14 protein-coding genes are annotated in these 14,853 nt (G+C 40.7%); all 14 read right to left on the bottom strand.

Annotated elements, in window-relative coordinates; all coding sequences use genetic code 11:
• Positions 1 to 9: 9 nt before the first annotated feature.
• On the bottom strand, positions 10 to 3,570 hold the full coding sequence (locus tag F1C16_RS05225; RefSeq protein ID WP_185283297.1) for a hypothetical protein: 3,561 nt from the start codon (positions 3,568 to 3,570) through the stop codon (positions 10 to 12).
• A gap of 27 nt (positions 3,571 to 3,597) precedes the next feature.
• On the bottom strand, positions 3,598 to 6,636 hold the full coding sequence (locus F1C16_RS05220; RefSeq protein ID WP_185283296.1) for a tape measure protein: 3,039 nt from the start codon (positions 6,634 to 6,636) through the stop codon (positions 3,598 to 3,600).
• A 24-nt stretch (positions 6,637 to 6,660) separates the two neighbouring features.
• Entirely contained in the window at positions 6,661 to 6,933 is a 273-nt protein-coding gene (locus tag F1C16_RS05215; protein WP_185283295.1) for a hypothetical protein, read from the bottom strand.
• Positions 6,934 to 7,037: 104 nt separating this feature from the next.
• On the bottom strand, positions 7,038 to 7,418 hold the full coding sequence (locus F1C16_RS05210) for a hypothetical protein (RefSeq protein ID WP_185283294.1): 381 nt from the start codon (positions 7,416 to 7,418) through the stop codon (positions 7,038 to 7,040).
• A gap of 38 nt (positions 7,419 to 7,456) precedes the next feature.
• Complete coding sequence (locus tag F1C16_RS05205) at positions 7,457 to 7,879, bottom strand: hypothetical protein (RefSeq protein ID WP_185283293.1); 423 nt, start codon at positions 7,877 to 7,879, stop codon at positions 7,457 to 7,459.
• A 36-nt stretch (positions 7,880 to 7,915) separates the two neighbouring features.
• A complete protein-coding gene (locus F1C16_RS05200; RefSeq protein ID WP_185283292.1) occupies positions 7,916 to 8,362 on the bottom strand; it encodes a hypothetical protein in 447 nt (148 codons plus the stop codon).
• The gene (locus F1C16_RS05195) at positions 8,363 to 8,707 is read right to left on the bottom strand and encodes an HK97-gp10 family putative phage morphogenesis protein (protein WP_185283291.1); all 345 of its coding nucleotides are present in this window, start codon (positions 8,705 to 8,707) and stop codon (positions 8,363 to 8,365) included.
• A complete protein-coding gene (locus F1C16_RS23310; RefSeq protein ID WP_185283290.1) occupies positions 8,697 to 9,023 on the bottom strand; it encodes a phage head closure protein in 327 nt (108 codons plus the stop codon). The genes F1C16_RS05195 and F1C16_RS23310 overlap by 11 nt, the downstream gene beginning before the upstream one ends.
• Positions 9,013 to 9,561, bottom strand: a complete 549-nt coding sequence (locus tag F1C16_RS05185) for a head-tail connector protein (RefSeq protein ID WP_185283289.1) — start codon at positions 9,559 to 9,561, stop codon at positions 9,013 to 9,015. The genes F1C16_RS23310 and F1C16_RS05185 overlap by 11 nt, the downstream gene beginning before the upstream one ends.
• Before the next feature lie 28 nt (positions 9,562 to 9,589).
• Entirely contained in the window at positions 9,590 to 9,823 is a 234-nt protein-coding gene (locus F1C16_RS05180; RefSeq protein ID WP_185283288.1) for a hypothetical protein, read from the bottom strand.
• A 62-nt stretch (positions 9,824 to 9,885) separates the two neighbouring features.
• Positions 9,886 to 11,016 carry a phage major capsid protein gene (locus tag F1C16_RS05175; protein WP_185283287.1) on the bottom strand — a complete coding sequence of 377 codons (1,131 nt, stop codon included), beginning with the start codon at positions 11,014 to 11,016 and terminating at the stop codon, positions 9,886 to 9,888.
• Between the two features lie 30 nt (positions 11,017 to 11,046).
• Positions 11,047 to 11,790 (bottom strand): HK97 family phage prohead protease, encoded by a 744-nt coding sequence (locus tag F1C16_RS05170; protein WP_185283286.1) that lies wholly within the window; start codon positions 11,788 to 11,790, stop codon positions 11,047 to 11,049.
• An 86-nt stretch (positions 11,791 to 11,876) separates the two neighbouring features.
• Positions 11,877 to 13,220, bottom strand: coding sequence for a phage portal protein (locus F1C16_RS05165; protein WP_185283285.1), 1,344 nt, complete (start codon positions 13,218 to 13,220; stop codon positions 11,877 to 11,879).
• Positions 13,221 to 13,268: 48 nt separating this feature from the next.
• Positions 13,269 to 14,639 carry a terminase large subunit domain-containing protein gene (locus tag F1C16_RS05160; RefSeq protein ID WP_219733416.1) on the bottom strand — a complete coding sequence of 457 codons (1,371 nt, stop codon included), beginning with the start codon at positions 14,637 to 14,639 and terminating at the stop codon, positions 13,269 to 13,271.
• Between the last annotated feature and the right edge of the window lie 214 nt (positions 14,640 to 14,853).

The following is a 14,853-nucleotide window of genomic DNA, read 5'->3' as shown; positions in this document are numbered from 1 at the left end:
ATTCTTATTTTATCTGTTAGCAATTCTAAATAGTTTCATACCACTAATATTTGCAACTCTATAATTTTTAACTCCATTAATGTTTGCAATACGTGCATTATTTGGAGTCAAGTTTTCATCCTCTTCACCATAATTTCCAGGAGCTAATTTCTTAAGGGTTATTTGGGCTATCCTCTCCTTTTCGCGTTTGAAGCAAGAGATTACCATAAAGCGTCCCGAGATATTTTCAGTAGGCAAATCCAGCATAGTTCCAGCCGTTAAAGCATCAAAACCAGGGCCTGAGACCTCTCCTGTGATTTCGTCGGTGGCTGTAGTTCTGAGTGCCATTCTATCCTGAGCGGCTGAATCCAAGAGCGGAGTATAAGCAGGATAACCAGGACGTTTCCAGCCACTTGTAGCAGTACCATCTTCCAAGCTAAGAGCGTGTTTCCAGGCATAAATAGACATACCACTTGGAATCTGGGGACTATCGTTGGCTCCTGCTACCGTTGGTTGGTCAGCATGTGTTAGCTCAATATCTTCTAATTTGATACCTGTTTGACTTTGGCGGTTTATTACGCTTATGTAGTCTTCAGTTGTATCCTTCCAATCCTGAGCAAAGGGTAGGACTGACAAGGCAACAGAACCAATGTATGTCACACTATTCCCAGACGTGCTAATTGGATTCAACACACGAATACGAATCTGATTTCCAGGCATTCCAAGGGGTAAATAGGTTTCATATTCCTTCCATTTGTCCTTAGAACTTAACTCAGTTTCGATAATAGGGCCGAACGGCTGACCATCAGAAACTACTTGAAATAAGAGTTTTGCAGTTACTTCTTCATCTCCGTAAGGGTCAACAGCATTTTCAACTTTGGCCTTTACCTTGAGCTGCATTAGTTCTTCTTCTTGGCCGGTTAAGTGTGGAGCTTCGCTGGAAAGGAGATAGCTACCATTTTGGATATTACCTGTGTATCCAGAGATTTTAACAGCTCTTTCACCAGCCTTTTCACCTTTGCCTATTGCCGTTCCGATAGCACCATTTAGTGTCCAATCGAGAGGTTTAGTAGGTGTTGACCAGTCTTGGAATCCTCCATTTTTCAATAGATTATCTTGAAACAGTAGAGGAACAGTAGCTTTAACCACGTTGGCACTGGCTATTACGTCTCTGTTTTGGTTGGCATTTATCCAGAATAATTCATTGTCAAGAGTAGCAGCACCAGGAGGCAAGATTCTAAGTGCATCCTGAGCCGTACCACCAGTAGTATTTCCAATCAACTTTCCAGCTGGACTCCATACCCGAGACTCGTATTCAAATGGAGCCTCATTCAAGCTCACTATGTACCAAGCTCCCTCACGTTGGTAGAGAAAAGCATTGAAGTTTCTGAGAATAGCATCTAAAACAGCCCTCATATCTACCGTATCTTCTACACTGATATTTGCTGTAGAATCACTGTCTTTTTTCTGGTAAGCTTCTCTATGCCCGTAAGCCAGCTGTAGAGGGTCGCCGGTTTCATTCATCAGACGGTCCCGTAGATTCAATCCAATGTTGACAGGAAAATTCACGTCACATCGAGAAAGGCAGCTTAGAAGGGTAGATAATAAGTTGGTACGTCCTACCTGTTTCTCTGCCTTGTGATTCAAAAAGAAGGTATTCTTCAATTGGCCTAATCCATCCGTAGCAGTTAGTTGAACCTCCTGACCAGGACCTAATAGCTTCTCACTGTAAGACGTTGCATCTAGATAGCCTCTGAATTGTATTTTACCCTGTCTATAATGGTCAACTCTATGGCTTCTGTCGTCCTTTAAAATAGTATCTACAAACTCCTGAGCAAACTGAGTCCTGAGGTTGAAAACAAGGTTAGCACCAATACTTTCAGGCAGATAACCAGCTTTACTACTACCAGAATCCCATGAAAGCTCAACCGGCGAACCTTGCCCTAGCACGTCGGTTACGTCTCCTTTCCAGTCTCTCTCAAAAATGTACGTTTCTAAGTTCCCACCTTTTAAATCTGAGTAGAGCAAACGCCAACGGGGTCTGTATCGGTCTTCTATCGTAAATGTGTCTACAGCACGTCGGTTTTGAGCATCTGTTACTAGGACCTCATATACACCAGGAGCAAGATTTTCAAACTGGCCTGAGCCATTACTTGCCGTGAAATTCGTGGTTGAGATTTGATACTTAAGAGGCAAACTGGGACTAGTAGCAATAATCCATGCACTACCATTTGTAGAACCAGCATTGTCAATATCGTTCTTTACTATATCGATAATCCGTAGGTCTCCACTTGTAGATTCTTGCTTGGTGTCTGTATCCAGGTAATAGAACCTATCAACGTCTCCCTCTATATCTGGATTTTGGAGATGAAAGAACCACTGACGGTAGATAGTGCCAATAAAATACGCGTCAATTGGTTGACTCTCAGGGATTACGTAGGTAAAATAACTTCCAGGCCAATTAGTTAGATATTCCCAATAATCATTACTCTTTTTGTAGGTTGGCTTTGGGTTTTTCTTATCAAAGAACTGGCGAGAATCAATGAATTTCTTAGCTCTATAATAGGTATCAAAACCATATCTTACTATCCAACCTTCTGCATAACTAGGATATTTTAATTGCACATTTTCACCTTTGTTGTTTTTAATTATAGCAGTAAAATTTGGGTCCCAATACAGGATATTATCTGGTGTTAATTCTTCCCATGTTCCAGCATTTACACCAGCTTGGTCAGGATATGGAATCTTGTTTTTGTTGTCTGCATAGTTCTTACCAATTAAATCCACTGTTGCACGATAATAACGCAATGCACTATATTTTTCCTGCTTATATGCTACAATACTCCCTTTAAGATATTGCTTTTCGTACTGGTAAAATGTTGGATAAGTAAGTGGTGGAGAGACTTCCTGAATACCTTGCTTATTGTAATTATCCCAAGACAATCCTTCGAGATGACTTGGTAAATCAAACGACCTTGGATTAAAAGCAATCTCATACTTTGCCCACGTCACTCGCAGAGGACCAGGCGTGAACGTACCAGGAGCTTGACCAGCACCAACAGTTACACTTTGAGTTGTAAGTTGGTTGTTATTAGCATCTTGTAAACGGGCTGCATAGGTTCCAGGCTTGACATTATTGAACGTAAATTCTACCTCACTACCAGGAGCTGTACGACTACCAAGACCAGGAATATAGACACTGATTGGCGGGGCAGAACTACTAACATACACTCTTATTGTACCATCTTCAGCAGTCAAATTTGAGGTATTGGTACTGCTAATAGATAATAATGTTAGGTCCGAAAATCCAGCACACTCAGTACTATCAGAATATTCCGTTTTAAATAGAAATCCAGTTGTTGAATCTGAAATAACTGTTGCTTTTTTACCGTCACCTTCGTAAATTGTACAGAAAGAGTCCAGTATTCTACCAGACTCTATTGTATAATCTATTTGCGAGATACTAAATTCACTTTCAGTTACAGTTGGATTTGCACCAGATTCACGTTTATCAGTATCGTAGAAGAAAGAATAATTTTGATAACCACCTTCGTAATTTAAACTATATGCGCGTAATAATATTTTTGCCATTGATTATAAATACTCTTAAATTCTATATTAACGGTAATTATTCATTCTATAACTTTCAACATTAAGAACTGATACCAATCCTCTACCATCTGCACGTAATTCAGCTGGTTTAAATGTTACTTCAATATTTAGTTTGTCCTGTTTGTTACTTGCAGCTGAAGAACCACTATAATTACTACCACCACTTGTAGACGGTCTGTAACTACCACCACTCTTACCAATATTACTTGCAGCACCTTTTACAGCAGTACCAAGAGCCACAAGAGCAATACCACCAGCAATAGCAGCTACAGGGTTAAGTGACTCCAATGCAGCTTTGATACCTAGGGTTGCGAAACCAGTTGAAATAGCCAGTTTACCTACGTTCACGGCCATATCTCCTAAAACACCAAGTAGCATCGCTGGTAGTGCCTCGATACCAGCAGCACCACTAATAATCTGACCTATAGCCTCCCCAAAACCAGACGCTATATCACTCATCCCTTGTACTAGGATTGCGGATAGTTGCTGGTTGAAATTGTCCAGTGGCGTTTGAACGTTGGCGAGTTGGTTGAAGCTCTGGATTAGACGTTGAACCTCTTCAGATTTAGCATCAAAACCGGCACTTAATAGCTTCTGGATGCTTGTGTAGAGAATATCCATCTGTGCTCCTGTGTAGTCGAAACTCTTACCAAAGGCCACACTTGCTACTGTAGCGTCGCCAAGAGCTTTATTCATGCTAATCGTGGTATCCAGCAGCACTTTACCCTTGTCAGCACCTTGGTAATCCAATTGAATAGGCACCTTCACAGGCTTCATTGCCAAGTCTGGTACTTTCAAATCCAGTTGCTCAAAACCTAGGTCTAAACTTTGGCTCAACTTTAGGAGCTGATTGTTGAGAGCTTGGAGCTTTGCGCTGGTTGGACTTACACCTAAATCACTCAGCTTTTTCAATCCATTTTCCAGGATTTTTATCTTCTCAGTAGCAGCTTCAGCACCAGGAGCCACAATACCCAATTTCACCTGAGTATCTACCCCGCGAAGTTTAGCAGCAACCTCTTGGAAGGCTTTTGCTATATCCTCACCAGCTTTTTTAGCAGCTTTTCCCGTATCGGTGTACTTCTTAATAAGTGCCTCTAGACGTGCAATTTCAGCCTTAGTGGCGTTGAAATCTGAGCTACCTAGTTCTTGTGTGTCCAGTAGTTCTCTTGCTGCCTTGAGCTGATTTTTCAGTACTTCCAGCGTTTGAACCTGTCTTTCCTGAGCACCAGTAGCTTTATCCGTATTCGTAGCTAATTGCGTGAATCCAGCATTAAGGTCAGCAATGATTGGAGATATGATTTTACCAATACCAACACCAGCACTTGAATATTCACCAAGAGTCGTTTTTAGGTCCTTTACAGTGGCGTTTTGCTCATCAAACTCCTTACGAACTTGAGCATATTGCTCCTGAAACTTTACAACAATATCGATATCATCGGTAGCCACTGGTGAGAGTGAAGCCAGCTTGATTTTCCCGGTCTTATTGAAGTTGTCTTGGACCTTTTGATATAGCTCAAGTCTCTTTCTTCTCTTCTCTAATTCCTCTGTTTCGTCACCAATCGATTTCCGAGCCTTGCTAACTGTCAGCTGTTGTTGGGCTGCAATGAATTCCCGAGTCCGTTTGGTGTTGATAGCAATAGCATTTCCGTAGGCGTCAATTTCACTCTTAGCACCAGGAACAGCAGCCGTAACTTTCTTAACTATCGTTTCAAGCTCCTTTTGCTCTTCTACATTCAGTGCTGTTTTGGCCTTTAACTCGTCGTAACGGTCTAAAAGAGGTTGGATACTGGTAGTTAACTCAGTAGTAGCTTTCTTCTGTTCTTGGTAAGATTCTAAGGCTCTATCACTGGCAGTAACAAAGTAGTAGATACCAGCACTCAAGGCAGCAATAGCAGCAATAGCCAAACCTACCGGACCAGTAGCCACCGTCACAGCCGTACCAAGCGCACTGAAACCAGCAATAGCAGTTGGGAGGATAGAGATTACACCACCAATCGCAAGCGCAAGAGGACCGATACCAGCAGCAAGACCAGCAACAGTCAGAATGGTAGCCTGAGCACTTGGAGGCAACTTGGAAAAGCTATCTGCAAGTCCTTCAAGACTGTCACCAAGACTATTAATGATATTCTCTACACCAAGACTTTTATTAATGGCCGTGCCAATGGTGCTCAGGCTCTTAGTAGTGCTATCACTTAGGTTTTCGAAGCTGTTATTTAAGCCTCCTGTAACCTTTGGTAGCTTACCTAATTCTGCTACCAGCGTATTAATAAAGTCCTTACTGTTTTTGCCGGTTTCTGCGAGTTTGGCGCTAATGGTTTCAGCGTCGATAGTCCCGTAGATTTTTAATAAAGCCTCACTGACAATTGGTGCAGCTTCAATAATTGGACGCAAATCAGAAGTCAGAACTTTTCCTTTGGCGGCAAGCTGAGATAACTGTGTATTGATTCTACCTAACTCAACCTTACCACCACCCGTTGTTGCTACTGCATTACCAAAGGCTAACAATGACTTACGAGCCTCTTCAGCACTTAGACCAACAGCTTGTAGACGTGTTGAGCCTTGGATTGCTTCTGCGAGTCCTAAGCCCGGTAATTTGGCTACTTCTTTAACTTTTTCAAGTTCCTCTGCTACGTCACCACCACTTTTATATACTGCTTTAAAGCCCGTTTCTAGTGCCTGTATATCTCCTGCACTCTTTAAGGCAGCGGCACCAAGTAATGTGAGAGGTAGCGTTACATTTCTGGTTAAACTTTCGCCTACTGAATCGAATACACCACCAAGCTTGCCTACTCCTTGCGCATACTTGTCCTGTGTGGCTTCTAAATCCTTGAAACTCTTGGCAATCTTGGTATTAGCAGCATCAAACCCAGCGGCGAAGTCATTACCAGCTTGTCTACCAGCAGCACCAGCACGGCGGGCAAAATCGGCTAAATCTCTACCACCTTGCGCCCCGAACCTTTGTATATTATTTGCAGCATCCTTTAGCCCTTGTTGTAACCCTTGGATATTTGCACTTATTAATAATTTTAAACTCTGTAAATCCACTAATTATAATCGGTAATCACTTATTTATTTTTCATCATCATTCGATTTTGGTTTAGGTTTTCTGTAGAAGTTATTAGCAATCATACGAGCCATAAATTCCTCATGTGACTCAGCATTAGCATTCACCTTTTTCTCTTCACCATCTATCAAATTGAGACGCATATATTCACTAGGTTTTAGCGGTTTCTTAGCAAGCATATTGAAAACTTGTACTGCTACTAACCTGTGTCCCTCTAATTCACGCTGTATCTTGTAATTGTGTGCCTTTACAGCATATTCGTATTCAGGCCACGTCATATCCCAAAACGTATCGGCCAATAAACCCATTTCACCTAAGGCATAATCTAAAATAGCCGCCCACGTTGTAGCGGAACGGCTATCATTAGTACCATCTTTGGAGCTTATTGGCCCTTTACTTTTTTTAGGCCTTCAGCTGTTTTATTCACCATTTCAGCAAATAATTGCAAAGGCTTTAGTAATTCAACACCTTCACTATCATCAGCATCTTCAAACCAGTTGATAACATCATCTAAATCGAAATCAATTGGAAGCTTTTCACGTTTGGCACCAGCAAATAAAGCACTATAGATAAATGCTTGTGTAATATCCAAGTTAGATAGTACACCATTTGTTGTCATTTTGGCTACCTCAGTCCAGTATTCATCATGGTCACACTCACGAATTTCACAGAAAGCTTTAGTTTGACGTGTGCCGTGAACTTGAAACGGTCTTTTTTTACCTGCTATTGTTAAATAATCAAATCCTCTAATTTTCTCACTCATATAATATTAGTTTCTACTAAATAGTATACGTTGGGAAATTAGGCAACAGGAGTTTCGGTTAGCAATAGTGGTGTATAACCTTGCAATGAAGCACTCCAAGTAACAGCGTCGGAAGGTCCTGAGCTATCGATTGAAACGTTCTGGATATAAGCTTTTGCACTGAAACGGAAACCACCAAAGGTATATTCAACATCTACTAGACTACCGTTTTTGAGCTTGGTGTATACATCCATAATACTCACGTTACTAGCCTGTTCAGCTTCATTAAACTCACGTAATACAGAATTCAAATCACCACTCCAAGACTCAGTACCAGGAACTTGCTGACGGAAACCATTCGAAGCAGCACAGGTAACATCTACCATTTCTACTTCAGTCGAAAAACTGAGACTCTGTACGCAACCTAGTACTACATCATCAAGCGAAATCACGGTATCTTTACCAGTAATATAATTTGCCATAATTTATTTTATTCTTTAATTTAAATAGTTAGTTTATTATTGATGCTGCTCTAATCCGAAGCTAAATCTTAAAAATCGGTGAACATCTATCATATCTTTTGTCTTATTATCTATTAGATTGTTAGACATAATTAATTGCGTCGGACTCATTTGGAATCCATTAGTTAATTCCAATCTCTTCCCTTCCAATACTTCTAATACCTGAGCTGCTATTTCTCCTGCTACTGTACTTGTGCTCTGTTGAATGCTTGGAAATCCTGTTACTATATCCAGCAATATTGTACACTCCCAAACTTTACACCTTGCAGCACTAGTAGCACCAGGAATACAAGACTGTTGAGATAGTAAAATATAGTGATTTGGGGCACTCTCAGGAACAAACTCGTAGATAGATATAGGAGTAGACACATAATTAATTTGCGCTTCACCTAGGGCCTTAAATACAGCTTTTTGGATAGTTAGAATAGGGTCGTAGGTTGGCACTTATTTAATATTATTAATAGCTTCTCTGATATTTGTCAGAAACTTATTTTTATGTAACTGATATGCTGGAAATAAGAATGGTTTTGCTACACTACCTCTCACTCCTAATTCAACCTTGGCAGCATAAGGAGCGTCGGCTACAACTTCATAACCAGCAGCATCTTTTACCACATGGATACTATTTTTCAACCTGCCACTTTTAACAGGAGCAAAAGATTTAGCGTCAGTTGCAATAGCTTCAGCAGTTTCGCGGTTTACTTTATCAATTTTGGCTTCTACGTCGGCTGCTATCTTATTTATTTGCTTAAGTAGTATATCTAATCCTTGGATATTATTAGTTGCCATTCGTAGCGTAAATAGTTATTTCAGTGCGGCGTTCGTCGGTTGTCATACTCGTAATTTTCATATCCTTATTACCCCAAATCAATCTATCAGCTGTTAGAAGCGTCGGACTGAAACGGGTATAAATCCTGAAAACTTCGCTGGAAATCTCTTTACCTAGTGCGAGTAACTGACTACCCTTTAATTGCTGGATTCTAGCCCACACAAGCACCTTTCTACCTTCGCCACTAGTTATCCAACCTCCTACCCCATCACTCACAGCTTCAGAAGGAAACACCAGTTGAATCTGCTCTCTAAACTGTCCTGCTCTAACTGCCATCTCCAATTACTCGGTAAGGGTTTAGAAGGACTTGGTAGTTAATTCCGAGTGCCTTATTTGAGGCTCCTGTGACAGAGTTTTCCCGGTTTTCGTACAAATCACTAGCTATTTTCAGGATAGCTTGGATTACGTCGGCTTCTGCGTTGGCTGTGAAGTTGTAACGGACTGTGTAGGTAGGTAGGTTATCGTAATCAATTGGATATTCCCTTGAAATTGATATTCCCTTTACATACTCATTCCAATACTGTCCTAACGTCGGTAGTTGGCTCAAATCAGTGATAAAACCACTTACAGACAGGATTTCACCAGCACCAGGAGGCAAAACAAAAGGCTCAGTGACAGTAAATGTTGTCTCTAAGACTCTACTTGCAAAAGGTTGATTGCAGTACTTTTCCGCTTTACCTCTTCCAGCACTCAAACAATGTAGCAAAAAGGCATCTTCAGCAGTATCCTCAGGTTGCAGCCTCAGTTGAGCTTTAAATAATTCAATAGATACAGGCTCAGTTGTTGGTTTTGTTATAGATTTTGTAATACTCACTTATTATAATCCTGTATTCTTATTATCGTTATTTCTGCTCTAAATCTTGTGTTTTAGCAGGTTTAGTCTCGCGGTTTTCGGCCTTTAGACGTGGTTTCTTAGCACTTTTTGTAGGCGTCGGCTCTTGATATTCTTTCACAAATCCTAGTCTTAACCAATGTGCGGCCCGTTCTGGACTTACTTCTAAAACAGTATTAACTAGGACCATACCCTCATTAGATAAAAATGTAGTCACGCTTATAAATTTCTTTTTCGTACTCATATTTGGATTCTATTGTGTTGGATATAATAATTTGAGCGTATGGCCCTAGTAATATTGTATTATTAAACAGCAGTTAGCGTAGCAATAGCGGCTGTGAACGTACCTTTAACGAATGCAGAAGGACGGGTTACAGCTTGCATTAGACGCTCTTCATTCACTACCGTTACCTTGTTGTTTACAAAGTCGTCTTCATTGCTATCAGTAGCTTTCAAAGTGATAGGCTCTACTTGGTAGGTATCTACACCCATATCGAAGGCACCAGCAAGGAATTCACCTTCATTGATTGCGTCAATTTCGATAATCTGAATGCGTCCTACGGCTGGGATAGTACCAGTGAATACAGAAGGCAATAGGTAATTACCATTCTCGTCTTTGGTCAATTCCAATCCAGCCACGTCGTTCGGGTGCATGAGGATAGCATTGGCACGGTAAAGCGAAGCGCGAACCTGAGCAACAGCAGCACGGAGAACGTCAATACGTTGTGGCTTATCTACCGTTAAACCAGGAGCGAAAGGGGCGGCAAGAGGGAAAATGCCTTGTAGGTGGCCGGGGGTACCGTCGCCGTAGATTAGCTCTGCATCTTCCTCGTTTAGAAGCATCTCTTTTGCACGGCCTTGAAGCGAAGCAACGAAAGCTGGTGCATCGTGAATCAATTCGCTCGAAAGCTTATAGTGCATTGCAATCTTCTCAGCACCTACAGCAACAGTTTGAGTCGAGAAACTAACTTTTGGCTTACGGGTACCTTCAGCAACAATAGCTGGCTTACCTTCAGGAGCAAGTTCACGGTCATACTTTAGGTATGGAGCGGCAATAGGCGAAAAACGCATAAAGTCGCGCATGTGCTTGGGGCGGTTTGGTAGTTGAATGTAACCAGATGTGGCAATTAGAGACTGTGATTCAGCTACAGTATTAGCGCGTAGCATGTCTACAGACGCTTTGGTATCGAGCTTAATTTCTACCGTCTGATTGCGCTGGCGAGACTTCAATTCACCAACCTTGGCTTCTACAGCCTTCAATAGAGGCGATTTGGTTTCAGTTTCAACCTCACGGCTCTCTTTCAACTTAGCTTCTACAGCGTCAAGTTGTGACTGAAGTTTAATTACCTGAGCGGCGGTGGCTTCAGCTTTGGTTTCTACTTTTTGAACGTCGGCTTTTACTTCTTTACCTAGTTGTTCGATTACTTCTTTTTCCACTTAAAATTTTGGATAATTATATTTTATTATTTATTTGTTATAACCTTTCGTAAATGCAGCAATAATATCTTCAGCAGTAATAACTTTAATCGGCTCAATAACTTCAGGAGTGGTAATAATAATTTCCGGCTCTTGGCTCTTGAGTGATTCTATCAAATCATTCATAGCTTTATTTATTTGTACGTGCTCTAAGGCTAATAATTCACAGGTTTCATCTGTTAGATTACCCGTTGTGAATGCTTTGTATAATTTCTGGCTTCTTTTGTTTAATGCAGCCAAATAATCTGCTTTCTCTTCTAATGACTTTACAGCAAGCGTCGGTGTATATTCGTTGCTACCGTGCGTTACTGAACTATATTCAAGTAAATGCGTCTCTAAAATTGTGCGTGTGCCTGAATCCTTATTAATCCGGTCCTTCATAGTGAAAAAACCTACACTGTGCTCATTAATAACACCGTCTACATAAAGAATTAAAGCATCTTTACCACGTTGTGTCTTAGATATTTTTGAATGGATTTTAAGACCATAATCATCAGATTCCATTGTAACGGGTTTGCCAATAGGCTCCTTTGTATCGTGCTGCCATAAATGCGCAATACGATTCTTACCAGATGGACCGTTTTCCTTAATAGTTTTATCGTACGCACTTGGAGCCATTATATCTCCATGTGAGTCTTCATTACCAAACTTAGAAGCATACAGAATAACATTGTTACCTGTCGTGTCTACGTCTACTATTTCAGCTCCGATAGATTTAATTTGATACTTATTCATTAACTATAATAGGCTCTTATAAATAAATACTCCGATTCTATGATTAAATCAGAAATATTGATAATAATTTTTAAATATTTTTATTATTATTCTTTTTCAGCGTCAGTTTCTCCCTTTTCTGGCGTCTGGGGCTGAAGTGCGTCGGTTGAATCTACTGGACCTAAATTTTTAGGGATTAACACTGTGTCCATTAGCTCTTCATTAATTTTTTGATAACCCATCAGCTCCCTTTTCTCATTTGCAGTCAGATACCAAGCCTTGTCTATCCAAACAGACAAATCTTTCTTATCTTCCTGTAATTCAGGTATTAATGACGTGTCAAAGTCTACGTAAATATTCTCACCAGCTTTAATAAACTTGTCTGTGAGGAATCGATTAAGCTTTTCCTGTATCTGACGTAGTAGCGGAATTATACATTTGGTGTATAGACCTTTACTGGCTTCACCAACATTGCTATATGTCGTTCCTTCGGCGGCACTTAGTAATTGTGTCGGGAAAGAATATATATCACAAATAGCATTTTTATCAAACCTAGCAGCCTCTATCAAATTTAAATCAGCAGAACTAGAACCTACTTTTAAATACCCTAATTTGGCGTCGGAGTAAGGAATATCATACAATGCGCGTCGGGGACTGAAGAAAGATTTAATCTTAGCCTTTATTGAATTAGCAGCAGCAGCATCAAGAGGTTCTGAGTTGGGGTCGTCGTGGAATAAAATACCCTGTGGACCTCCATTCTGATTATGTTTGGCACGTAAATCAGTACCAGATTCAGCAGCAACAATAAGCTTAATAGCTGCGGCCATAGGGGATGAACCATATTTTGAATCAGTAGCACTAATATATTTCAAGTGCATCACGTCTTCAGCTTTTAGATTCTCATAAGTTCCATCTGATTTATAGTATCTATAACCTGTCACATACTCTCTCCAACCACCACCAATGATTTCTACTTTACTTGGAGGCAAAGACCATAAAGCACCAATACGATTACCAGAAACTCTATTAGCCCACAAATACGCATTACCCTCAGTCAGTAAACTCAGTCCTAACTTGTAGATTAGTTCTCCTGTTGATTCTTTATCATTAGGATTCCATAATCTGTTCGTTACTTCATGATTCTCTAATAGCTTCGCCGGTTTACCTTTTGCATCCAGTTCCCATACTTTCCAAGGTATCTGTGAAGCAAACCTTAGAATATAACGGATGATTATATTTGGTGTACCATTTGTCTCGTAGATATTAGCAAAGTCTTTCTTATTACTCCAATCGATTTCAGCACCACCAATTACAGATAGTGAGATTGGGTTTGGTCTACCTAAACTATCTACTCCGAAACTTTTCTTTTCGGAGTAATCAACTAACTTTTGGTCATAAGATTTTATAGCAGCATTATACTTAGCCACTACTTCATTTAAATTCAGATTCATTAATTATAATATTCTACTTACTTATAAATACTCGTTAATTGGATACTGTTAGTAAACATTGGATACACGTTTCTCTTTAGTGAGTGCTAATTCTGTTATTCCCCATACCAAAGCGTCTACCCTATCTGGGCTTTTCTCGCCGGTACCAGCACTCCATGAAGTCATTTGATTCTCAAGCTCCCTCAGATTCTCAGTAACATGTCTGACTCTGGCTTGCTCATAAAGTGCTACAATAGGTTCAGCGCGTAATACCTTGCCCCTACTTGCTCTTACTGCTTTATACCTGGCTGTCTTATTCACTTGCCTCATGGTATTTTCCACCATGTCTCCACCTTGATTGACCTCAGCTACAAAGCAATCAGCCTCATGCTTTTCGTAGAGTGCGTTGGCTTCTAATGCCCATTCTCCCGGTGTGTAGACTCCTGAAGCATCATCTAGGACATATAAGAGGCCATCATAACCAATACCTACTGCTACAATGCCTGTTAAGTCACTACCCTTTGTGGCTGAAATAGCAGGGTCGATAGCAATGACAATGCGTCGGAGGTCAGGAACTTTAGAAGCTTGGACTCTGATAGGCTCAAGGTGTTTCCAAGTCCATAATGCTCCTTTGGTTTCCTCTAATAATTCACCATCTAATTCTTGTCTACCAATCGTGGTACCAGCATAAGCGTCTACTACAGCTGCCTTGAAGTTTGCTGATAGATTTTGGAGGTTATCTGTAGTCTTGCCCTTGGTAATATGTACGTCTCCCCTCTCCTTAGCCCGTTTCACCAAGTCTTTCAGGAGTGCTACTGGCCTTGGAGTAGTGGCTATTACTGTTCTGCTCTTCTTACCGAGACGCATGGTCATTGTCAGGTTTGACCATGTTGTTCCCTGTCCTTCTGTATCTACCTCACCTATACTGGCGTCTTTCCAGGCGGCTAACTCGTCACACCAGCAAGCGTGATGCTCGTGACCACGTAAACCATTCGGGCTTTCTGCGGTGTATACATTGAATTGACTACCGTTTTCTAACCAAAGTTCTCCTGAAGTTCTGTTGTAGGCTGTGTCTTGACTTCCCCCTAGTAGCTCGTGTGGCTTGAAGAGACTTAGGATACCTGAGCCACCTTCTAGCATGGTTAATCGAGCATCTTTCAGCGTAGAAGCTACCAGTGCAAAACGGCCATTCTTGGTCTTTCTAGCTTGGTCTACAATCCATTCAGCAGCAGTCCGAGTCTTACCCCATCCCCTACCAGCAAGAATCAACCATATATTCCAATCACCAGGAGGTTCAACTTGCTCAGGTCTCGCTAAGTATGTCCATCTAGTCTGAGCTTCCTCAAGAATCTGAAGCAGCTTAAGTTTCTCTTCTGGTGTTGGATTCTGTTGTAACCTATCTCGTATCTGTTGTTTTAATAATTCACCCTTTTCGTTCACCTAATAATTAATTCTAACATAATATTTAGCCTAGCCTTTAGTATCTAGACTTTTAGCTTTAGCATTTCTAAAATTGAAGCTCTTGAAATCCACTTTCTCACCTTTCCGAATCATAGAATTAATGGTATTTGTATCTGCTACCATCTGTCTAAATACTTCTCTCCAATCTGTCTTTCCTTGCCAATTCATCTGTATCTAATATTTCTGTGTCACT

It is taken from the genome of Hymenobacter sp. NBH84, assembly GCF_014217645.1.
GTDB classification, from domain to species: domain Bacteria; phylum Bacteroidota; class Bacteroidia; order Cytophagales; family Hymenobacteraceae; genus Hymenobacter; species Hymenobacter profundi.
This window is presented reverse-complemented; position numbering and strand designations above follow the sequence as displayed.

Excerpts from the sequence above, each read along its gene's own strand:
- F1C16_RS05225 (WP_185283297.1), bottom strand. The coding sequence starts at position 3,570 with ATGGCAAAAATATTATTACGCGCATATAGTTTAAATTACGAAGGTGGT.
- F1C16_RS05210 (WP_185283294.1), bottom strand. The coding sequence starts at position 7,418 with ATGAGTGAGAAAATTAGAGGATTTGATTATTTAACAATAGCAGGTAAA.
- F1C16_RS05170 (WP_185283286.1), bottom strand. The coding sequence starts at position 11,790 with ATGAATAAGTATCAAATTAAATCTATCGGAGCTGAAATAGTAGACGTA.
- F1C16_RS23310 (WP_185283290.1), bottom strand. The coding sequence starts at position 9,023 with ATGGCAGTTAGAGCAGGACAGTTTAGAGAGCAGATTCAACTGGTGTTT.
- F1C16_RS05165 (WP_185283285.1), bottom strand. The coding sequence starts at position 13,220 with ATGAATCTGAATTTAAATGAAGTAGTGGCTAAGTATAATGCTGCTATA.
- F1C16_RS05205 (WP_185283293.1), bottom strand. The coding sequence starts at position 7,879 with ATGGCAAATTATATTACTGGTAAAGATACCGTGATTTCGCTTGATGAT.
- F1C16_RS05180 (WP_185283288.1), bottom strand. The coding sequence starts at position 9,823 with ATGAGTACGAAAAAGAAATTTATAAGCGTGACTACATTTTTATCTAAT.
- F1C16_RS05195 (WP_185283291.1), bottom strand. The coding sequence starts at position 8,707 with ATGGCAACTAATAATATCCAAGGATTAGATATACTACTTAAGCAAATA.
- F1C16_RS05215 (WP_185283295.1), bottom strand. The coding sequence starts at position 6,933 with ATGACGTGGCCTGAATACGAATATGCTGTAAAGGCACACAATTACAAG.